The sequence below is a fragment of the Acidobacteriota bacterium genome (genome assembly GCA_016712445.1).
Lineage (GTDB): Bacteria > Pseudomonadota > Alphaproteobacteria > Caulobacterales > Hyphomonadaceae > Hyphomonas.
This window is the reverse complement of the sequence record JADJRB010000001.1, coordinates 2,185,946-2,205,994: the sequence shown is the minus strand read 5'-3', so window position 1 is coordinate 2,205,994 and position 20,049 is coordinate 2,185,946. Positions and strand designations below refer to the sequence as shown.

Sequence of the window (20,049 nt, the reverse complement as noted above, 5' to 3'; positions counted from 1 at the left end):
GGTCCACCAGGCGCGTTGCCGGATCAATCTTTCCCTTACGATGACAAATATCCCGGAGCGCGTACGCTCCGGAAACGGATAAACTTCTTTCGTTCGTGTGCGGAGCAGGATGGTGGAGCCAGACGGAGTCGAACCGACGGCCTCCTGAATGCAAATCAGGCGCTCTCCCAACTGAGCTATGGCCCCGATCCTGTACGACTGGATCCCGCGACTCCAAACTGGATGCAGGCTTCGATGGTGGGCCGAGGAAGAGTTGAACTTCCGACCTCACGCTTATCAGGCGTGCGCTCTAACCACCTGAGCTACCGGCCCGAGCCGGGCTGGCCGAAGCCGCCGCAGCCTAGTCGAAGACAGGCGACAGGCGCCCGCGGGGCTCGCAAAACAACCCGGCCGGATGGCCAGGTCAACGAACGAAGGAAGAGAAACGAAGACGGCGTGATCGCCGCATACTGTTTTGTCTTTCCGAAGAAAGACTATGTCTTAGGGCAGCAGAGTTTCGCGTGAGCAAAACAATCTGATGCATCCTTAGAAAGGAGGTGATCCAGCCGCAGGTTCCCCTACGGCTACCTTGTTACGACTTCATCCCAGTCACTGATCCTACCGTGGCTCGCTGCCTCCGAAGTTAGCGCACGATCTTCGGGTAGAACCAATTCCCATGATGTGACGGGCGGTGTGTACAAGGCCCGGGAACGTATTCACCGTGGCATGCTGATCCACGATTACTAGCGATTCCACCTTCATGCCCTCGAGTTGCAGAGGACAATCTGAACTGAGACAGCTTTTTGGGATTATCCCATTGTCACTGCCATTGTAGCACGTGTGTAGCCCTACCCGTAAGGGCCATGAGGACTTGACGTCATCCCCACCTTCCTCCGGCTTACCACCGGCAGTTTCCTTAGAGTGCCCACCCAAACGTGATGGCAACTAAGGATGAGGGTTGCGCTCGTTGCGGGACTTAACCCAACATCTCACGACACGAGCTGACGACAGCCATGCAGCACCTGTCACCGGACCAGCCGAACTGATGGACACCATCTCTGGATACCGAAACCGGGATGTCAAGGGTAGGTAAGGTTCTGCGCGTTGCTTCGAATTAAACCACATGCTCCACCGCTTGTGCGGGCCCCCGTCAATTTCTTTGAGTTTTAACCTTGCGGCCGTACTCCCCAGGCGGAGAGCTTAATGCGTTAGCTGCGTCACCGACAGGCATGCCTGCCAACAACTAGCTCTCATCGTTTACGGTGTGGACTACCAGGGTATCTAATCCTGTTTGCTCCCCACACTTTCGCACCTCAGCGTCAGTACCAGTCCAGTTAGCCGCCTTCGCCACTGGTGTTCCACCGAATATCTACGAATTTCACCTCTACACTCGGTATTCCGCTAACCTCTCCTGGTCTCAAGACTTCCAGTTTCAAATGCAGTTCCGAGGTTGAGCCCCGGGATTTCACACCTGACTTAAAAGTCCGCCTACGTGCGCTTTACGCCCAGTAATTCCGAACAACGCTAGCCCCCTTCGTATTACCGCGGCTGCTGGCACGAAGTTAGCCGGGGCTTCTTCTTCAGGTACGGTCATTATCATCCCTGACGAAAGAATTTTACAACCCTAAGGCCTTCATCATTCACGCGGCATGGCTGCATCAGGCTTTCGCCCATTGTGCAAGATTCCCCACTGCTGCCTCCCGTAGGAGTCTGGGCCGTGTCTCAGTCCCAGTGTGGCTGATCATCCTCTCAGACCAGCTATGGATCGTCGCCTTTGTGAGCCATTACCTCACCAACTAGCTAATCCAACGCGGGCCGATCCTTCGCCGATAAATCTTTCCCAATACGGCGTATCCGGTATTACTCCCAGTTTCCCGGGGCTATTCCGAAGCGAAGGGCACGTTCCCACGCGTTACTCACCCGTCTGCCACTATATCGTTCGACTTGCATGTGTTAGGCCTGCCGCCAGCGTTCGTTCTGAGCCAGAATCAAACTCTCAAGTTGAGTGTTGATCTGACGATACCATCCATTGGAATATGGACGGCCACTTTGCTGTTAAGCATAAGTATTGCGTTCTTTGACGAGAAACCCTTTTAGCAAAGACCAGGTCGAAACCTGATCGATGGAAAAAAGAATTCTCTCAAGAAACACATTCGTCGTGATCGTTTGGACATCTCGCGATGTCCGCAAGCCATCACGCCGCCTGCGTTTCTCTTCCTATCTCTTACGATGTCAAACAGCTGGAGCGGCGCTCCGGGAAGTCTAGTTCCGAACCCCGTGGGGCCCGGCGAAGTGGCGGCTTATATGGGCCACCTTTTACCCCGTCAACACCCTTTTTTCGCTCTTCTGCAGTTCAGTGGATTAACCACAAAGCCTGCCGTTTTCAGAGCGAACAGAACCCTTAGACCGATTGTCTCGGCCCAAAAATTCAGGCGTTCAGAGGAACCGAACATATAGCCTCTGTTCGGGGGAAAGGGCAAGCCCTTTTCTTCCGAGAGGCGACCGTTTCGGGTCTCCGCCTCACCCGCCCCAAGGGGCCGGTTCAGCGAAGTGCGCGAGATAGCGGCGAGCGTTCGAAGCCGCAAGCCCTTTCTCTGCGAATTTCACAGGTTAGGTGCGATTTTCTGCGGTCTCAGTACTGGGCCGACAGATAGGACTTCATTGCCTGCGCTTCGGCCTCGGCTTCGGCGATCTTCCACTTCACCAGATCGCCGATCGAGATCACGCCGGTGAGGCGCTCGTTGTGCACCACAGGAAGGTGCCGGATGCGCCGGTCGGTCATCGTCTGCAGCGCTTCGTCGATCGGGGTCGCGGCATGCACGGTCACCACCGAGCGCGTCATCGCCGCGCCAACCAGCATTTGCAGGGCGTCTGCGCCCTGCCGTGCCACCTGGCGCACGATATCGCGTTCCGACAGTACACCGATGATCTCGTCATTGGCGCCCAGCGTCACCACCGCGCCGATCTTCTTGTCATCGAGCAACTGGGCGGCCTCTTTCAGCGTGTGGTCCGCTTTCAGGGTCACCACCACCCGGCCTTTGTCATTCAGGATCTGCTCGACAATCATCGTTTGGGCCTCCCGTCCCGCATCGCCCGGCTTTGCCGGTGCGTGCCTGCGGCAGGATAGCACACCCCCGCGCCCGAATCGACCGGCTTCCTGGCCCCTACGTCGCCGGCGCCTGCATCCGCCAGATCAGGCCGCGCATGAACAATGCGCCGCCGATATAGCCGCCGACGTGCGCTTCCCAGGCGATACTGGCCCCCAGCAATTGCGGCCCCATGAACGCGAACAGGGCGTTGCCGGCGACAAACATCGCGCTGGTCACCAGGAATCGGCGACTGGCGAGCCAGGTGCCGGGCCCTTCCCTTAGCAGCAGGACCGCCGCCAGGAGGCCGCTGGCGCCGCCCGATGCGCCAATCGCAGGCCCGCCGTCCGGAATGTTCGAGAACAGGTAAGCGAGGCTGCTGACGATCTGGGAGAACAGGAAGAGCCCGAGCAACCAGGCCGATGCCGAAGGTTCGCGCCCCGGCCACGCCCGCCGCAACAGCTCAAGCAACGGCTTTCCCAGTGCCACGATAAACGCCGCGTTGAGGATCACGTGCATCCAGTCGGAGTGGATCAGCGCGCTTGCAACCATCGGCACGAAAGCTTCCACCGGACCGGAATAGGCGGGCAGCCCGGTCACCGAAAACGCCCCCGCCGGCGCCCAAAATCGCTCCGGCATCAGCGCTCCATAATAGAAGACCGCATTCTGGAGCCCGTTCGGCAGCAATATCCGGGCGAGGTGCAGGCCGATCAGCACGAGCGCAAAGCCAGCCACTGGCCAGGGCGCATTGATGATGGGGGGCTGGCGATTCTTGGTGGTCATGCAGGCTCCGGCTTCGGCGAACGAGCGCGCCGCCACTCTATATAGGGTCGCCCGGCCCGCCATCCCTACCCCGCGCCGCCATTGCCGCCGCCGCGCCGCCGCCTACTTACTCCCGCATGCTGATCCGCATTTTCCTCGCCCTCATGGCGCTCATGTTCGCTGCCTTCGGCCTCTGGTCGCTCGTGAGCCCCCTTGAGATGGCCTCAGGGCTCGGCATGCAGGTTTCCGGGCCCAATGGCGCCTACGAGCTGCGGGGTATCTACGGCGGCGTCAGCCTCGCGGCGGCGGGCCTGTGCGGGGCAGGCGCTGCCCGCACCGCACTCCGCCAGCCCGCCTTGTGGTTCCTCGTCGTCTATATGGGCGGCTATAGCTTCGCCCGCGCCGCCGCGCTGTTGCTCGGCCCGCCGCCTGCCCCGGCCTTTGCGACCTTCGTGGCATTTGAAGTCATCAGCTTCGTCCTCGCAGCGGCCGCCCTGCGGGCAACGCACAAGGCCTGAAACGACAAAGGCCCCGCCGTCACCAGCGGGGCCTCCTTCATTTTGGCGTCTGGCGAAGCCTAGAAACGCTTCTTCACCGTCACGCCGAACGTGCGCGGCTGGTTCGGGTAACCCGAGATCGACCCAGCCTGTGCCACCGACGGGAAAGCCACGGTGATGTACTGCTCGTCCGTCAGGTTGCGTGCCCAGACCGTCACGCCCAGACCGCCATCCGTTTCGAAACCGGCCGAAGCGTTGAAGATGCTGGCCTCTTTCTCGATGCCGATGGCCGCCTGGTCTGCCGGCGAGTCGAAGTAGGTCGACGGGCCTTCATACTGCCAGTCAGCCCGCACGAAGGATTCCATGCCGGCAACTTCGAAGAAGTAGGTCGCAGCCGTCGACGTGATGACCTCGGGGATATCCGATGGCACTAGGCCCGAGATGTCGCCCGAAGCCGAATTCTCGAAGCTGTCATACAGCGGATCCTGGAAGGTGCCGGCGAAGGTCAGCAGCAGCGGATCGATCGGCGTCCAGGTGACGTCGACTTCCACGCCCTGGTTCGACTGCTTGCCCGCGTTGGCGAGGGCAAAGCCGGTACCGGTGAACACGTTCGACTGGAACCCGTCGATCACCTGGTCGAACACAGCGAGGTTGAACGCCAGGCGGTCGAACTGGGCCTTGACGCCTGCCTCGATCACCGACGCTTCCTCCGGACCGGCGAACCGTGTGCCGGTTCCGAGGTTCGGCACGGCGAGGCCGGCATCGCGGATCGGCGATCCGGCCGGGGCCGGCGACGAAGCCGGCGAGCCCGGAACAAAGTCCGACGCGAACGGACGCGAGTCGCGTGACAGGTTCCAGGACGTCGCCTTGAAGCCGGTCGCATACGACAGGTAGACGTTCACGTTGTCCGTCAGGTCGAATGCGAACCGCGTCGTCGTGCTGATGTCGTTGTCGTGGGTCTGGCCCGACTCGACCGCGTTCGGGAACGCCAGGAACGGCGGCAGGAACTGCAGCGGACGCAGCGCCAGGAACGGGTTGAAGGTGGGGTTGTTGGCAACCGGGGCCGGAACGCCGGCCGCAACGCCGAGTGCCACGAGATCGAGCGCGGAGAAGGCGTCGGTATTGACGATCCGTCCGTAGGCGTCCTTCTCGTCATCCGTGTAGTTCAAGCCGAACGTCACGGTCGCGCGGTCATTGACATGATAGTCCACGGTGCCGAACAGCGAGACGGACTGGTTGTCCAGACCGAACTCTTCGGCAAGACCTTGGCCGGACTGGCCGAACAGGTTACCGACCGCCGGTGCTCCGCCGAGCAGGAACTCGACCGTGTTGAGCGCGCCGCCCGACAGGACATCCGCATACGCACGGAAATCGTCGCCGTAACGGAAGTCGTTCTCGATGGCGACGGATTCGTCGAAATAGAACGCGCCTAGCATCCAGTCGATGTTGCCATCGCCCGACGACGATACGCGGAATTCCTGCGTGAACGTCTGGATGTCGGTCTTGTTGGCGTTGCGGCCAATCAGGTCTGCGCTGGTGAAGTCGGAGTCCTGGTTGGTGTCCATTTTCGATTCACGGTAAGCCGTGATCGAGGTCAGCTGCACTTCGCCGAGATCATAGTCGGCCTGGAAGGACAGACCGCCATTGTCGATCTTGTTGGTCGAACCGTAGTTGTAATAGACCTCGTAGCTGAACGGATCTTCGGCAGCGAGATTGCCGCCGATGGCCTGGACGATTGCGCCCGTCGGCCCGTTGATCACGTTGCCCGCCGCGCAGCAGACTTCGTCGATCGTGTCATAGTCGCCCATCAGGCGCATTGAGAGGTTCTCGTTCGGCTCGAACAGCAGGTCGCCGCGGATGCCGTAACGGTTGCGCTCGTTCTGGTCCGGGCCGCCGCCCAGGTCTTCAACATAGCCGTCGCGCTTGTTGTAGGTCACACCCACAGCGCCGGCGATATTGTCCGTCAGCGGACCGGTCACGTAGCCGTTCACGCGGTAGCCGTTGAAGTTGCTGATCGTGGCATCCACCACGCCGCCGAACTCGAATTGCGGCTTCTTGGTCACCACCGAGATGACGCCCGCCGAAGCGTTCTTGCCGAACAGCGTCGATTGCGGACCGCGAAGCACCTCAACCCGCTCGATGTTCGGAAGGTCCGAAATCTGCGAGGCCGAACGCGACCGGTAAACGCCGTCGATGAACACGCCGACCGAAGGCTCGATGCCGGCGTTGTTTGCGCCGTTGCCAAAGCCGCGGATCACGAAGTTGGTATTGGCCGACGATTGCAGCTGGCCAACCTGCAGCGACGGAACGATCGACTGGAGATCGTTGAGGTCAACGATGGCCGCGCGCTCAATGGTCGAATCGTCGACCACGGAGACGGCAATCGGCACGTCCTGAAGGGTCTGCTCGCGCTTGGTGGCCGTGATCGTGACGGTCTGCAGCGTGCGCGACTCGTCATCGGCCTCTTCCTGTGCGACCGCCGGGGCGGCCAGCGCGGTGAGGGCGGTCACGCCCACGCCAAGGCAAAGAATCGCCTTAAGCCCGCCGAAGCGGGCCTTGTTCGAATTATAAGAAAACACTCGGAATTTCCTTCCTGGGAGTTGAAGCTCAAACGGTAGTCTCGAGACCGGGTTTTCGCAGGCGAATCCCGTCTTCATTTATTTTCGGAAAGGATAAATCAGCCTGCCAGAACGAGCGCAAGTGCCGCCTCTGCCTTCGGTGCGCGCGCCGGCCCATGAAATCAGCGCTTCCGCGCAAATAGATTTCGCCTGTTGCGGCCAATGCACACCCGGGCAGAGTGTTCCGCCTTGGAACGGCCTTCGAGGCCGGCAGATTGCCGTTTCCCCTGACGCGCGATGGACCACCGGGGAGGGATGCGCTCTTGGGGGATAAGAGGCGTCTTTTGAGGCGAGACTTTCCCATCCCCGGTGAACCGCGATCTGGAATGGATATTGCGATTGTGAGCTCCGGACGGGTCTCCCACGGGCCCGGAAATTGTCACCCGGAGTACTCCCGTTTCATGATCGACAGGTCGATCCACCCGAATACCCGCGTCCTGCTGGACGCCTGGCGCCGCATGCAGGCCGACCCCAAGGCGCATGCGCTTGCCGGCCCCGACGCACGCGACCATGAGAGCCTGATTGACCGCATCTTTGTGGTCGAGCAGCGCGACGACCAGTCCTGGCTGGTGCGCACTTCCGGCGCCGTGCTGAACGTGCTCGTCGGCCGCAACCTCGTGAACCACAACTACCTAGACCTCTGGACCGGCCCCGACCGCGCCATGATGGCCGCCTTCATGGAAGCCATCCGCTTCGACGGCGCGCCCGGCGTCGTGCGTGGCCGCGGCGAGACGCTCAACGGCGAATGTGTCGAACTCGAAATCACGCTGATGCCCCTCAGCGTCGAATCGGGCCGCTCGCCCCGCCTGCGCATGCTCGGCCTCTACCAGACGCTTGCCAGTGAGCCGATGCTCACCAGCAAGCCGGTCTTCCGCCACCGCATCTCGATGCTGGTGCCGCCGGATACCCGCCGGTCAGGCCCGCAGCTGCGGCTCGTCGCCAACCACTAGGCCGGCGCCAATGCGCGCTTTGGCTCCTCTGGCGCCGGCGGCTTTGCGCCCAGGATCATGTCGGCGGCCTTCTCGGCCACCATGATCGTCGGCGCGTTGGTATTGCCGCCGATCAGGGTCGGCATGACCGACGCATCCACGACCCGCAGCCCCTCGATGCCGCGCACCCTGAGCTCGCCGTCGACCGGGCTCGACGACGCCGTACCCATCGAGACCGTCCCCACCGGGTGGTAGATCGTCTCGCCCTTGGCGCGGATGAAGGCATCCACGTCGGCATCCGACACCACGCCCGAACCGGGCATGATTTCGTCGCCCTTGTACGGTGCCAGCGCCGCCTGGCGGCAAACATCGCGCACCATCTTCACCGACTGGCGCAGCGCCCGGCGGTCTTCCTCAGTCGCGAGATAGTTCGGGTCAATTGCCGGATGATCGAACGGATCCGCTGATTTCAGCATCACCGTGCCCTTGCTCTCCGGCCGCAGCTGGCAGGCGTGCACAGTGAACCCATCTTCCGTCGGCTGATGGTTTCCGTGGTTCATCATGATGGCGTTGACGACGTGCAATTGCAGGTCAGGCATCTCCAGCCCTTCACGCGATTTCAGGAACGCGCCGGCCTGCAGGAAGTTGTCGGCGCCGGCGCCCTTCTGGGTCGCCAGATACTGGATCCCGACGAACAGCTTCTTGATGCCTTTCTGCATTGAATAGGCCGACTGGCCCTGCGTCATCTTGTTGATCACGGTCACGTCGAGGTGATCCTGGAGGTTCTTGCCAACGTTTGGCGACGCCGCTTTCACGTCGATGCCAAGCGCCTTCAGCGCGTCCGGATCGCCGATGCCGGACAGCTGCAACAGTTGCGGCGACTGCACGGCCCCGGCGCAAACAATCACTTCCCGGCTCGCGCGGACGCTCGAGGCGACCTGCCCCTTCGCTTCCACGAACTCGGCGCCCACCGCCTTGCCGCCCTCGATCAGCACCCGCGTTACAAGCCCGGTCGAGATCACCTTGAGGTTCGCCCGCGTCCCTTCGATCGGGCGCAGGTAGGCAAACGACGCGCTCCAGCGCTCGCCCCTGTGGATCGTGCGCTGGTAGGGCCCAAAGCCTTCCTGCTGGGCGCCGTTGAAGTCGTTCGTGACCGGATAACCCGCCTCGCGGCCCGCTTCGATGAACGCCTTGTAGATCGGGCTTGTCAGCGGGCTCTCGGAAACATTCAGTGGCCCGCCGCCGCCATGGAAATCATTGGCGCCGCCCTCATACGTCTCGGCGCGCTTGAAATAGGGCAGCACGTCCGCATAGCTCCAGCCCTTCAGACCCATCTGACCCCATTGATCATAGTCGCCCGCATGCCCGCGGATGTAGATCATCCCGTTGATCGACGACGACCCGCCCCAGCCCTTGCCGCGCGGCCAGTAAAGCTTGCGCCCGTCCATGTGCTTCTGTGGCTCGGTGTAAAAACCCCAGTTATGGTCATTGGCCTCCTTGATGAGGCTGCCGACGCCGGCCGGCATGCGCACCATCAGCGCCGTGTCCTTCTTGCCCGCCTCGATCAGGCAGACCCGGATCGCCGGATCGGCCGACAGCCGGTTGGCCAGCACGCACCCGGCGCTGCCGGCCCCGACGATCACATAGTCAAACGTTTCGGTACTCACGTGGGGTCAACTCCTGACATGGTTTATGCACTATTATGCCTAACGCCGTTGCCGCGATCGAGGCAACCAATTGTCAATCTTCCGATCTTATCTGGAAGGCGGGAACGCTGCGGCCGGCGGTGTTCCTGCAGCCAGGATTCCGTCGAGATGACGATGCCAGACTTCCTCCGCCCGGCGCCCACTTCCGGCGCCATCCCCAAGCGGGACCGGCGTAGCTACAAGCGCGTCGACCTTCGCCTGTCGGGCCGTTTCCTGACATCCGAAGCCGAAGACCGCGAACTGCTGACCTCGAACGTCTCCTGCGACGGCGCTTTCATCCTGTCCTCGGTGCCGCCGGATTCCGGCCAGCAGATTGTCTGCTATTTCGACGAGCTCGGCCGCGTCGTCGCCGACGTCGTCCGCATGACCCCCGGCGGCTTCGCCGTCCGCTTCAAGACCTCGACCCTCAAGCGGGACAAGCTCGCTGACCGGCTCACCTGGCTCCTCAACAAGGATACGCTCGGCCTCGCCGAGGACCGAGGCGCCACCCGCTACCCCGCCAACGGGCAGGCGGTCGTTGTCCTCTCCGACGGCACGCAGCTGCAGTGCCGCCTCACCGACATCTCGCTCACCGGCGCCGCGTTCGAAGCGCTCGGCACCCCGCCCTTTGTCGGCGACCGGGTCCACACCGGCAACCTTCCCGCAGAAGTCGTGCGCGTTGCCGGCCGCAAGTTCGCCGTCCGCTACCTGCGCGGCGCCGAGGCGGCCGAGGGCTGACCATGCGCGCACGTCCCCGCATCGACCGCGTCCTGCCGTCCAAGGCGGCGCGTCCCGCACCGGACTCCGCCCTCAACCTGGCCGACCTTGACCCCGCTGTCTGGCATGTGATGAGCCGCAACGAGGCACACGGCCCCTTCACGCTTGGCCAGCTTCAGGCCTTCGCCGATGCCGGCAAGATCAACCCGCTCACGCGCATCTCGTGCGGCGACGGCGAACCCTTCCTGCCCGCACTCGACCACCCGCCGCTGCGCGCCCGCATCGAGGCCTATCTCGCAATCCGCGCCGCACGCCGCGCCGAGGCCTCGAACTTCGTGATCATCGCCGGCGCCGAGACCGCCGCAAGCCGCCGGCACGTCATCGGCGCCGCGCTCAACCTGCTCGGGCGCTTTTCAGAGCCTATGCCCGGCACCTTTATCCTGCGCTCCTCGCGCGGGCTCAGCGACATCCGCCGCGCGCTCGAGGCCGCCGCGCCTGCCGGCGCCCAGTTCCTGATCTTCGAATCCCGGGACGCGCGCCTCGGCTGGACCGGCCTGTCCGCCCAGGGCTCGGAAGCCATCCTTGCCGTGTGGAACGCGTCCCTTCCGTCTGCGGACTAAACGATCTTGACCAGCTTCGCCTGGTGCTTCTTCCAGTTCTCCACATAGTGCAGCGCCGACATCCTGATCATCTGCACCTGCTGCGGCGAGAGCTCCTTCACCACCTTGCCCGGCGCGCCCATCACCAGCGAATTGTCCGGAATCTCCTTGCCTTCGGAGATCAGTGTGTTCGCACCGATAATGCAGTTACGGCCGATCTTCACGCGGTTGAGGATGGTCGAGCCCATCCCGATCAGCGTGTCGTCGCCAATCTCGCACCCGTGCAGGATCACCCGGTGACCCACCGTCACGTTCGCCCCGATGGTGACCGGCGCACCGATGTCCGTATGGATCACGCTCAGGTCCTGGATATTCGTATTCTCGCCGATCGTGATCGGGTCATTGTCGCCGCGCAGCACACAGCCATACCAGACTGATGCATTTTCGCGCAGGATTACGTTGCCCATCACCTCGGCGCTGCCGGCAATCCAGCAGTTTCCGCTCGCCGGCAACGTGGGCCTGACTCCATCCAGTTCATACGTGGCCATTTTTTGGGCTCCCCTGTCGCATTTGTTGTTCCGGCTGCGGAATGTCACTTAACCGTCTGATAATGGTGGTAGTCTATAAAGGTTGTAGATTCGGAGAGGCAATGGCCGTTTACGCGCCAGTTCATCCCTCACCGCCGGGAGCAATCCTTCCGGAGACCGGCTGCCCGCCTCACCACGGGCGCGCCCCCACCTCACCATTTCGCCGAGCCGCTGCGCAGTCGCCAGCGGCTTTTTTCATGCCCGCAGCCAAGGAGGCATCCCATGGGTAAACGCAACGCAGCCAAGCGCCTGAAGACAGCTACCGAGGTTCGTCCCTCGGCCTGGTTCGACGAGCCGGCCCGCAGCAAGGGACCTCAACTCCACGCCATAGAAGGCGGCCGGCGCAGCTGGCATCCGGACGACGGCGACACGATCACCAACGTCCAGCCGCACGAGCGCACCCAGCGCTACCAGAAAACCGTCAAGCCGCGCTCGGAAAACCAGGCCCAGCTGATGAACGCCATGGAAAGCCACGCCCTGGTCTGCGCCCTCGGCCCGGCCGGCACCGGCAAGACCTACCTCGCCATCTGCAAAGCGGTCGAAGCGCTGCAGAAAGGCAAGGTCTCGAAGATCATCCTGTCGCGCCCCGCCGTTGAGGCAGGCGAGCAGCTCGGCTTCCTGCCGGGCGGAATGGAAGACAAGCTCGCGCCCTACCTGCGCCCACTTTACGACGCCCTCGCCGACCGGCTCTCGCCCGCCCAGCTGAAACACATGCTCGCCGAAGGCACGATCGAGATCGCGCCCATCGGCTTCATGCGCGGCCGTACACTGAACAATGCCTTCGTGGTCATCGATGAAGCGCAGAACTGCACCTACACGCAGCTCAAGATGCTCCTCACCCGCCTCGGCTGGCATTCCACCATGGTCATCACCGGCGACCCCGGCCAGTCGGACCTGCTCCCGGAATTCTCCGGCCTCGCCAAAGCCGCCGAGCGCCTCGAAGCGCTCTCCGGCGCCGCCGTCATCCGGCTCGAAGCCGCCGACGTGGTTCGCCACCCCCTCGTTGCGGAAATGCTGGACGTGCTCTAGTATCGGGCCCAGCAAGTAAGAAGCCCGCCCGAGATCTCCGGGCGGGCTTTTCTTTTGGGGCAAGCTTGACGCCCGCGCTGGCTCACGTCCACCTGCCCGCCATGAAAACCTACAGCTCCTTCGACGGCACGCCGGTCAGCTACCATGATCTCGGCAGCGGCCCGCTCGTCTTCCTGCTTCACGGCTTCTCCGGCAACGCAGACCTGAACTGGTTCCAGCCAGGCATCGCGCAAAAGATCGCCGCCGCTGGCTACCGCGTCATCGCGCCGGACCTGCGCGGACATGGCGCCTCGCCCTTCGACGCGCCGCCGGAAGCCTGGCCCGCCGACGCCGTCGCGCGCGACCAGATCGCGCTGGTCCGCCATCTCGGCGCGCCGCCCTTCGCCACCATCGGCTACTCGATGGGCGCCATCTCTGCGCTCCGCTTCCACCTGCTCTTCCGCCAGACCGGCCGCCTCATCCTGGGCGGCATAGGCGACGCCGTCGCGGACGAGTTCGACGCCCGCCGCAACACGGCTTTCCGCGCCGCTATCGAAGAGGGCCTCGCCGGCAAGGACACGCCCGGCGCCAAGGCCATCCTCGCCCGCGCCAGAGCGACCGGCGGCACGTTGAAAGGCTACCTCGGCGCCCTCTCGGCGCGCACCTACACGCCCGCCGACCTGCTTGCGACCTTCGACGTGCCCACCCTCGTCCTCACCGGCGACCAGGATCTCGACAACGGCTCCGGCCCCACCCTCGCAGCGAAAATTCCCGGCGCCCGCTACCAGCAGCTCACGGGCACCCACATCACCGCCGTCATCGATCCGGCCCTCCCCGCCGCCATCCTCGCCGACCTCGCCCTCGCCCGCTGAGCGGCTTCCCCAACGTCCCCCCTCGCCCCGGCTTTCCGTGCGCGTTAAACCGCCGGGACACAGGCTTCAGGGAGTAATGTCATGGCCAAAGGTGATCTTCCGGTCCTCATCGGCGTCGGCCAGTCACTCAGCCAATGGGACGGCAAGTCCGGCGCCGCCGGCGCGCCCTCGCCGCTCTCCCTGATGGCAGACGCCTCGAAGGCGGCCCTCGCCGACACCGGCGCATCTGGTATCGCGGGCGCCATCGACACGATTGCTATCGTGCGTATCTTCGAAGACTCCGTCGGCCGCGCCGCGCATCCGCACGGCCACAACACCAACCTGCCGGGCACCCTCGCCCGCGAGACCGGCACCAGCCCCGCGCGCCTGATCTACGAAACCGTCGGCGGCCAGAGCCCGCAGGCCCTCGTCAACGAGATGGCCCGCCGCATCCATGCCGGCGAAATCGACGCCGTGCTCATTTCCGGATCGGAAGCGAACCGCGCCTCGAAGGGCGCGCGCAAGCACAATGTCGGCATCAACTGGGCCGACAGCGACGATGCTCCGTATGAGGATCGCGGCATGGGTCCGATGATGCTGTCGCGCGAGGAGATCAAGCACGGCCTTGTCGCACCGGCCTATTTCTACGGCCTGTTCGAAAACGCCATCGCCGCCCGCGAAGGCCGCTCGCGCTCCGGCCAGCGCAAGGCCATGGCCGAACTCTTCCAGCCCTTCACCGCCGTCGCCGCTAAGAACAAGTATGCCCAGTTCCCGGTCGAGCACAGCATCGACTTCCTCTCGACGCCGTCGAAAGAAAACTACGAATACGCCGACCCCTTCCTGAAATGGTTCATCGCGCAGGACGCCGTGAACCAGGGCGCCGCGGCGATCCTCGTATCGTCATCCAAAGCCGATGAGCTCGGCGTGCCGGAATCGAAGCGCGTCTACCTGCACGGCGGCGGCGATGCGGGCGACGACCTGATCTCGCTTCGCCCCGTACTCGACCGCTCCTGGGCGATGGACACCGCCGTCTCCCGCGCCCTCGCGCAAGCCGGCAAGGCCCAGTCCGAGATCCGGCATTTCGATCTCTATTCCTGCTTCCCCTGCGCCGTCTTCTCCGGCGCCGCCGCCCTCGGTCTCGACTGGAAGACCGACAAGCGCCCGCTGACCCTGACAGGCGGCCTGCCCTTCTTCGGCGGCCCGGGAAACAATTACTCCCTGCACGGAATAGCCGAGATGGTGCAGACGCTGCGCAAGAACCACGGCAATTTCGGCCTCGTCCTCGCCAACGGCGGCTGGATGACGAAGGAGTCCGCCGGCGTCTATTCGACCACGCCGCCCAAATCCTTCTCACCTGCCGAGCCCTCCGCGAAACCAAAGACGCAGGTTGAAGTCGCCATCGTCTCGGGCGACGCGACCCTCGAGACCTTCACCGTCACCCACGGCAAGGACGGCCCGGAGCGCGGCATCATCTTCGCCCGCTTTGCCGACGGCCGCCGCGTCATCGCCAACAATGCAGGCGCCACCGAACTCGCCGTCCTGCGCCAGGACGCGAGCCCGGTCGGCCGCAAGGTGAAGATCACCGCCGGCGACGAGTCCGCCACCTTCGTCTTCGCCTGAGGCGCGGGGGCGTGGCACTGAAAGTCACTCGCCCCGCCATCCCGCCAACCGTCTGGGCCCTCGGCCTCGTCAGCCTGTTCATGGACATCTCTTCGGAGATGATTCACTCGCTGCTGCCGCTCTTTCTCACCGCCACGCTCGGCGCCAGCGTCCTGCTCGTAGGCATCATCGACGGCGTCGCTGAGTCCACTGCCGCGATCTCTAAAATCTTTTCCGGCTACATCTCGGACAAGATCGGGCGGCGTAAGCCGCTGCTCCTCCTCGGTTACGGCCTCGGCGCGTTCACCAAGCCCTTCTTCGCCCTCGCTGGCGGCCCGATGGTCGTCCTCGCCGCGCGCTTCGCGGACCGGATCGGCAAGGGCATCCGCGGCGCACCCCGCGATGCGCTCGTGGCCGACGTCACGCCGCCAGAAATCCGCGGCCGCGCCTTTGGCCTGCGCCAGTCGCTCGACACCGTCGGCGCCTTCGCTGGTCCGCTTCTCGCCATCGGCCTGATGGCGCTCTTCGCCTCCGACATCCGCGCAGTCTTCTGGGTCGCCGTCATCCCTGGAATGATCGCCGTCCTCTGCGTCATCTTCGGCGTGCGCGACCGCCGCCCGGCCTCCGCCGAAGCCGTCCGCAGGCCACCCATCGACTTCAAATCCATCGGCCAGTTCAGCCACATATTCTGGACAGTCGTCGCCATCGGAGTCGTCTTCACGCTCGCCCGGTTCAGCGAAGCCTTCCTCATCCTGCGCGCCAGCGAAGCAGGCCTGCCGCTCGCGCTGACGCCGATCGTCTTTGTCGTCATGAACCTCATCTATTCCGCAGGCGCCTACCCCGCCGGCTCCGCCTCGGACCGTCTCAACGCCTCAACGCTCCTGCTGCTGGGCCTTGCCGCCCTCATCGGCGCGGACCTTTGCCTCGCCCTCGCTCCCGGCTTGGCAGGCGTCTTCGCCGGCACCTGCCTCTGGGGCGCTCACATGGCGCTCACGCAAGGCCTCCTCGCCAAACTCGTTGCCGACCACGCGCCGGCCCACTTGCGCGGCTCCGCCTTCGGCCTGTTCAACCTGTCCTCCGGCATCGCGCTGCTGCTCGCCAGCGTCATCGCCGGCGCGCTGTGGGACTGGAAAGGCTCCGTCGCCACCTTCCTCGCCGGCGCCGCCTTCGCCGCGCTTGCCGCACTGATCGTGCTCGCCGCCCGCCGCCGCCTCGACGCCGTCACCCACCCCGCCAGCTGAGCCCGGCTTGCCCCTCGCCCCGGCTTCGGCCAAACCAGCGCCATGACAACGCACTTCAAATCCATCGGCGTCATCGGCGGCGGCGCCTGGGGCACCGCCATCGCGCAGATGCTGACGCGCGAGGGCCAGTCCGTGCTGATATGGGCGCTCGAGCCGGAGGTCGTCGAGGCGATCAACACGCGCCACGAGAACACGCCCTTCCTTCCCGGCGTGCCGCTCAATCCCGCCCTGCGCGCCACGACGAACCTCGGCGACCTCGCCGGCTTCGACGCGCTCTTCGCGGTCGCGCCCGCGCAGCATACACGCGGCGTGCTGACCCGCCTGGAAGGCTGGCTGAAGCCCGGCGCGCCGGTCGTGCTCTGCTCCAAAGGCATCGAGCTCTCGACGGCCAAGTTCATGACCGAAGTGCTCGCCGAGGAACTCCCGGAAGCCGTGCCCGCCGTGATGTCCGGCCCCTCGTTCGCGATCGACGTCGCCAAGGGCCTGCCCACCGCCGTCACCCTCGCCATGCAGGACGCCGCGCTCGGCGCCGAACTGATCCAGGCGATCTCCACCCCGACCTTCCGGCCTTATCTGGGTACGGACCTTCTCGGTGCGGAAATCGGCGGCGCCGTGAAGAACGTCCTCGCCATCGCGTGCGGCATCACGCTCGGCAAAGGCCTCGGCCGCTCCGCCCACGCCGCCACGCTCGCGCGCGGCTATGCCGAGATGACGCGCCTCGCCCTCGCCATGGGCGCGCAGGCTGAAACCTTGACCGGCCTCTCCGGCCTCGGCGACCTCGTGCTCACCTGCTCTTCCGAGACCAGCCGCAACATGTCGCTCGGCCTCGCGCTCGGACAGGGCCAGTCCCTCGCCAGCGTTCTCGGTGCCCGCAACTCCGTCACCGAAGGCGTCGCGACAGCGCCCGTGCTGCGCCAGCTTGCCCGCTCGAAAGGCATCGAGATGCCGATCAGCGAAGCCGTCGCCGCCGTCGTCGAAGGCGAAATCAGCGTCGACCAGGCCATCGTGACCCTGCTCGCCCGCCCAGTCCGGGCCGAAACCGCGAAGGCCTGACGCCGCCGCTGGCTGATCACGAACGCGTGATCGAGACGGCCAATCCGCACGGGCCTGCGTATGCGATGCATCGAACCAACAATCCGGCTCGATCCCACATACACGAAGGATACCAGATTCATGAAACTCCGTACCCTGATGCTCGGCGCCGCCGCCGCAGCGCTCGCGGCCGCTTGCACGCCGACCGAAGCCGCTAAGCCTGCCGCCCTCTCTGCCGAGGCCGAAACCACCGCAACCACCAGCGAAAAGATGCCGGAAGAAGCCCCGATGACGACCGTCATGGTCGGCGGCGCCGAAATGTATCCGAACCGCAACATCGTCGAGAACGCCGTCAATTCAGCCGACCACACCACCCTCGTTGCGGCCGTCACGGCTGCCGGTCTCGTCGAAACCCTCTCCGGTCCGGGCCCGTTCACGGTCTTCGCGCCGGTCAACAGCGCCTTCGAAGCCCTGCCCGCCGGCACTGTCGACAGCCTGCTCCTGCCGGAGAACAAGGACACGCTGACGAAGATCCTCACCGCCCACGTTGTTGCCGGCGACCTCAAGGCGGCCGATCTCATCGCCCTGGCAGAGGCTGAAGGTGGCAAGGCCACGCTGACCACCGTCAGCGGCGACACGCTGACCTTCTGGACGAAGGACGGCGCTGCCTATGTCACCGACGAGAGCGGCAATGCCGCCACCGTCACCATCGCCGATGTCGACCAGTCGAACGGCGTCATTCACGTCGTCGACAAGGTACTCCTGCCGAACTGACCCCCTTTGTTCGAACGGATGTGCTGGGAGGGGGAGCGCGTGAGCGCTCCCCCTTTGGCATCCGCAGCAAGGGCTCCCCCCGCGTCACCCCTCGCCGCTCCCCGCCAGCCTGCTACACTCCGCACCAAACGGAGGAACCTGCCCATGCTGAAAAAATCCTACGAGGCCTTCAAGGTCACCATCGAGGACAAGGTCGCCCACATCCAGATGAACCGTCCCGAGGCGATGAACACGATGAACAAGGCTTTCTGGAACGAGCTTCCGGAAATCGTCCGCACCATCGACCAGCACGCCCTCGCCCGCGTCATCGTCATCTCGTCCACAGGCAAGCATTTCTCCGCCGGCATGGACACATCCGTCTTCACCTCGCCCCGCCCCGCCGCCGAGCATGACCGCTATGTCATGGCCGAGGCTTTCCGCACCAACGTGAAAGCCATCCAGGCTTCCTTCAACTGCATGGAAGACGCGCGCATCCCCGTCCTCTTCGCCTGCCACGGCGCAGTCATCGGCGGCGCCATCGACATGATCACCGCCGGCGACATCCGCTGGTGCACGAAAGACGCCTATTTCTGCATCATGGAAATCAACATCGCGATGACCGCCGATGTCGGCACCTTCCCGCGCCTGCAGCGCTACATCCCGGAAGGCTGGGTGAAAGAACTCGCCTATACCGGCCGCCGCATCGACGCCGCGAAGGCGAAGGAAATCGGCCTCGTCAACGACATCTATGACACGCATGAAGAGCTCGTCGCCGGCGTCCTCGCCACGGCCCGCGAGATCGCCTCGAAAAACCCGCTCGCCGTCACCGGCTCGAAAGTTCTGATCAATTACGGCCGCGACCACACCACCGCCGAAACGCTCGACTATATCGGCCTCTGGAACACAGCCATGTTCCCGCCGCCGCACATGGCCGAAGCCTTCGCCGCCCGCGCCGAAAAGCGCGAGCCGGTCTTCCCTGACCTCGCGCCCTATCGGACGGAGCCGATGTAGGCCTCACCAAACAAATCAAACGCTCATCCTGAGCGAAATCGAAGGATGGGCCAAGCCCAGCGCCCGCAAGCCCCGGCTCGTCCTTCGACTTCGCTCAGGATGAGCCGTTCGAGGCAGCCGGATGCCTGCTTACTCCGCCGCCAGCATCCGCGGCGCGTCCGAACGAACGGCGCGCCGCAGCACATCGCCATAGCCGCGCGAGATGCAGTCGAAACCGTCATAGTAGCCGCGTGATTCCAGCAGCCGGTGCAGCTTGCCGAGCCGGTAAGGCGGAATGCTCGCGAACATGTGGTGCTCGAGGTGGTAGTTCACGTCGTTCGGCGCAATGAACACGCGCTGCCAGAACGGCGCCACGGTCGTGCCGGTATTGAGGCGCGGGTCTAGGCTCGTGCGGTCCTTTGCCGTGCCATGCTCGCCGATCTGCCGCAGGCGGACGATCGCCGGATACACGGTCAGCTCCGCCGCCCACCACATCAAGTAGGCCCACGGCGCCCCCGCCAGCGTCAGCGTGCCCAGCAGCAGCACATGGAAGGTCAGCCAGGGCCAGTTCTTCGACAGCTTGAAATTCCGGATCTTGCGCAGCGTGTCGCGGTAGCCCGTCTGGCCCGTCAGGTCACGGATGAATTTCCGGCGCAGGCTTTCCGCCGGCACCGGGTAATTCTTGACGAAACCGATATCCGGGTCATCCGGCGTGCCGGCAAACTTGTGATGCTTCAGGTGATACGCCCGGTAGACATGCAGCGATGTATTGAGCGGCGCGCCGCACAGCCAGTGGCCGACGAATTCGTCCACCTTCGGGTTCTTGAAGAAGGCATGGTGCGCGCAGTCATGGTTCATAACGCCGAGTGCCAGCAGCCGCCCGCCCAGGATGATGACGCCGAGCAGGATCGTCGCCGGGTTCGGCCAGACGATGGCAACGGCAAACGCGCCCGCAATCAGCGTCCAGGTAAACACGAACGAAGCCGCCGCCCGCAGGTCAGACTTCTGCCGCAGGTCGCGCAGCTCGTCTTTTGACAGCGCGTCCGAAAGCTTGATGGTTGCAGCCACGGTGTCCTCCAGAACCTTCCTTAGTGATTTATTACACGATATGTCATA

17 protein-coding genes, 2 tRNA genes and 1 rRNA gene are annotated in these 20,049 nt (G+C 64.2%); 11 read left to right on the top strand and 9 right to left on the bottom strand.

What is annotated here, in order from left to right:
• Nucleotides 1–110 precede the first annotated feature (110 nt).
• From IPK75_11225 to IPK75_11205, 5 genes are all read right to left on the bottom strand, one after another.
• Nucleotides 111–186 (bottom strand) — tRNA-Ala (locus IPK75_11225).
• A 49-nt stretch (nt 187–235) separates the two neighbouring features.
• Nucleotides 236–312: transfer RNA gene (locus IPK75_11220), tRNA-Ile, on the bottom strand.
• Between the two features lie 217 nt (nt 313–529).
• A 16S ribosomal RNA gene (locus tag IPK75_11215) occupies nt 530–1,983 on the bottom strand.
• Between the two features lie 628 nt (nt 1,984–2,611).
• Nucleotides 2,612–3,046 carry a CBS domain-containing protein gene (locus tag IPK75_11210; GenBank protein MBK8198931.1) on the bottom strand — a complete coding sequence of 145 codons (435 nt, stop codon included), beginning with the start codon at nt 3,044–3,046 and terminating at the stop codon, nt 2,612–2,614.
• A 97-nt stretch (nt 3,047–3,143) separates the two neighbouring features.
• Complete coding sequence (locus tag IPK75_11205; GenBank protein MBK8198930.1) at nt 3,144–3,848, bottom strand: rhomboid family intramembrane serine protease; 705 nt, start codon at nt 3,846–3,848, stop codon at nt 3,144–3,146.
• Nucleotides 3,849–3,964: 116 nt separating this feature from the next.
• Here IPK75_11205 and IPK75_11200 point away from each other — a divergent pair, with 116 nt between their 5' ends.
• The gene (locus tag IPK75_11200) at nt 3,965–4,345 is read left to right on the top strand and encodes a DUF4345 family protein (protein ID MBK8198929.1); all 381 of its coding nucleotides are present in this window, start codon (nt 3,965–3,967) and stop codon (nt 4,343–4,345) included.
• 59 nt (nt 4,346–4,404) lie between these two features.
• Here IPK75_11200 and IPK75_11195 read toward each other — a convergent pair whose 3' ends face one another.
• Nucleotides 4,405–6,981, bottom strand: coding sequence for a TonB-dependent receptor (locus IPK75_11195; protein MBK8198928.1), 2,577 nt, complete (start codon nt 6,979–6,981; stop codon nt 4,405–4,407).
• A 362-nt stretch (nt 6,982–7,343) separates the two neighbouring features.
• Between IPK75_11195 and IPK75_11190 the strand changes: the two genes are divergently transcribed.
• Entirely contained in the window at nt 7,344–7,892 is a 549-nt protein-coding gene (locus IPK75_11190) for a PAS domain-containing protein (protein ID MBK8198927.1), read from the top strand.
• On the opposite strand, the gene IPK75_11185 is transcribed toward IPK75_11190, so the two are convergent.
• A complete protein-coding gene (locus tag IPK75_11185; GenBank protein ID MBK8198926.1) occupies nt 7,889–9,538 on the bottom strand; it encodes a choline dehydrogenase in 1,650 nt (549 codons plus the stop codon). The genes IPK75_11190 and IPK75_11185 overlap by 4 nt on opposite strands.
• A 147-nt stretch (nt 9,539–9,685) precedes the next feature.
• Here IPK75_11185 and IPK75_11180 point away from each other — a divergent pair, with 147 nt between their 5' ends.
• Both IPK75_11180 and IPK75_11175 read left to right on the top strand, forming a co-directional pair.
• Nucleotides 9,686–10,294, top strand: a complete 609-nt coding sequence (locus tag IPK75_11180; protein MBK8198925.1) for a PilZ domain-containing protein — start codon at nt 9,686–9,688, stop codon at nt 10,292–10,294.
• Nucleotides 10,295–10,296: 2 nt separating this feature from the next.
• The gene (locus IPK75_11175; GenBank protein MBK8198924.1) at nt 10,297–10,893 is read left to right on the top strand and encodes a DUF4339 domain-containing protein; all 597 of its coding nucleotides are present in this window, start codon (nt 10,297–10,299) and stop codon (nt 10,891–10,893) included.
• Here the strand turns inward: IPK75_11175 and IPK75_11170 are convergent.
• Entirely contained in the window at nt 10,890–11,420 is a 531-nt protein-coding gene (locus IPK75_11170; GenBank protein MBK8198923.1) for a gamma carbonic anhydrase family protein, read from the bottom strand. The two genes, IPK75_11175 and IPK75_11170, sit on opposite strands and share 4 nt — an antisense overlap.
• Before the next feature lie 261 nt (nt 11,421–11,681).
• Between IPK75_11170 and IPK75_11165 the strand changes: the two genes are divergently transcribed.
• The 7 genes from IPK75_11165 to IPK75_11135 all read left to right on the top strand — a co-directional run bounded on the left by IPK75_11165 (nt 11,682) and on the right by IPK75_11135 (nt 18,954).
• Complete coding sequence (locus IPK75_11165; GenBank protein MBK8198922.1) at nt 11,682–12,488, top strand: PhoH family protein; 807 nt, start codon at nt 11,682–11,684, stop codon at nt 12,486–12,488.
• A 101-nt stretch (nt 12,489–12,589) separates the two neighbouring features.
• On the top strand, nt 12,590–13,339 hold the full coding sequence (locus IPK75_11160; GenBank protein ID MBK8198921.1) for an alpha/beta fold hydrolase: 750 nt from the start codon (nt 12,590–12,592) through the stop codon (nt 13,337–13,339).
• 81 nt (nt 13,340–13,420) lie between these two features.
• Nucleotides 13,421–14,938 carry an acetyl-CoA acetyltransferase gene (locus IPK75_11155; GenBank protein ID MBK8198920.1) on the top strand — a complete coding sequence of 506 codons (1,518 nt, stop codon included), beginning with the start codon at nt 13,421–13,423 and terminating at the stop codon, nt 14,936–14,938.
• Between the two features lie 80 nt (nt 14,939–15,018).
• On the top strand, nt 15,019–16,158 hold the full coding sequence (locus tag IPK75_11150) for an MFS transporter (protein ID MBK8198919.1): 1,140 nt from the start codon (nt 15,019–15,021) through the stop codon (nt 16,156–16,158).
• Nucleotides 16,159–16,200: 42 nt separating this feature from the next.
• Nucleotides 16,201–17,211, top strand: a complete 1,011-nt coding sequence (locus IPK75_11145; protein MBK8198918.1) for an NAD(P)-dependent glycerol-3-phosphate dehydrogenase — start codon at nt 16,201–16,203, stop codon at nt 17,209–17,211.
• A 120-nt stretch (nt 17,212–17,331) separates the two neighbouring features.
• Nucleotides 17,332–17,964 carry a fasciclin domain-containing protein gene (locus tag IPK75_11140; GenBank protein MBK8198917.1) on the top strand — a complete coding sequence of 211 codons (633 nt, stop codon included), beginning with the start codon at nt 17,332–17,334 and terminating at the stop codon, nt 17,962–17,964.
• A 144-nt stretch (nt 17,965–18,108) separates the two neighbouring features.
• Nucleotides 18,109–18,954 carry a crotonase/enoyl-CoA hydratase family protein gene (locus tag IPK75_11135; protein MBK8198916.1) on the top strand — a complete coding sequence of 282 codons (846 nt, stop codon included), beginning with the start codon at nt 18,109–18,111 and terminating at the stop codon, nt 18,952–18,954.
• A gap of 129 nt (nt 18,955–19,083) precedes the next feature.
• Here the strand turns inward: IPK75_11135 and IPK75_11130 are convergent, their stop codons facing one another.
• Nucleotides 19,084–20,001 carry a fatty acid desaturase family protein gene (locus tag IPK75_11130; GenBank protein MBK8198915.1) on the bottom strand — a complete coding sequence of 306 codons (918 nt, stop codon included), beginning with the start codon at nt 19,999–20,001 and terminating at the stop codon, nt 19,084–19,086.
• Nucleotides 20,002–20,049 lie beyond the last annotated feature (48 nt).

Excerpts from the sequence above, each read along its gene's own strand:
- IPK75_11210 (MBK8198931.1), bottom strand. The coding sequence starts at position 3,046 with ATGATTGTCGAGCAGATCCTGAATGACAAAGGCCGGGTGGTGGTGACC.
- IPK75_11205 (MBK8198930.1), bottom strand. The coding sequence starts at position 3,848 with ATGACCACCAAGAATCGCCAGCCCCCCATCATCAATGCGCCCTGGCCA.
- IPK75_11200 (MBK8198929.1), top strand. The coding sequence starts at position 3,965 with ATGCTGATCCGCATTTTCCTCGCCCTCATGGCGCTCATGTTCGCTGCC.
- IPK75_11195 (MBK8198928.1), bottom strand. The coding sequence starts at position 6,981 with ATGAAGACGGGATTCGCCTGCGAAAACCCGGTCTCGAGACTACCGTTT.
- IPK75_11190 (MBK8198927.1), top strand. The coding sequence starts at position 7,344 with ATGATCGACAGGTCGATCCACCCGAATACCCGCGTCCTGCTGGACGCC.
- IPK75_11180 (MBK8198925.1), top strand. The coding sequence starts at position 9,686 with ATGACGATGCCAGACTTCCTCCGCCCGGCGCCCACTTCCGGCGCCATC.
- IPK75_11175 (MBK8198924.1), top strand. The coding sequence starts at position 10,297 with ATGCGCGCACGTCCCCGCATCGACCGCGTCCTGCCGTCCAAGGCGGCG.
- IPK75_11170 (MBK8198923.1), bottom strand. The coding sequence starts at position 11,420 with ATGGCCACGTATGAACTGGATGGAGTCAGGCCCACGTTGCCGGCGAGC.
- IPK75_11165 (MBK8198922.1), top strand. The coding sequence starts at position 11,682 with ATGGGTAAACGCAACGCAGCCAAGCGCCTGAAGACAGCTACCGAGGTT.
- IPK75_11160 (MBK8198921.1), top strand. The coding sequence starts at position 12,590 with ATGAAAACCTACAGCTCCTTCGACGGCACGCCGGTCAGCTACCATGAT.
- IPK75_11155 (MBK8198920.1), top strand. The coding sequence starts at position 13,421 with ATGGCCAAAGGTGATCTTCCGGTCCTCATCGGCGTCGGCCAGTCACTC.
- IPK75_11150 (MBK8198919.1), top strand. The coding sequence starts at position 15,019 with ATGGACATCTCTTCGGAGATGATTCACTCGCTGCTGCCGCTCTTTCTC.
- IPK75_11145 (MBK8198918.1), top strand. The coding sequence starts at position 16,201 with ATGACAACGCACTTCAAATCCATCGGCGTCATCGGCGGCGGCGCCTGG.
- IPK75_11140 (MBK8198917.1), top strand. The coding sequence starts at position 17,332 with ATGAAACTCCGTACCCTGATGCTCGGCGCCGCCGCCGCAGCGCTCGCG.
- IPK75_11135 (MBK8198916.1), top strand. The coding sequence starts at position 18,109 with ATGCTGAAAAAATCCTACGAGGCCTTCAAGGTCACCATCGAGGACAAG.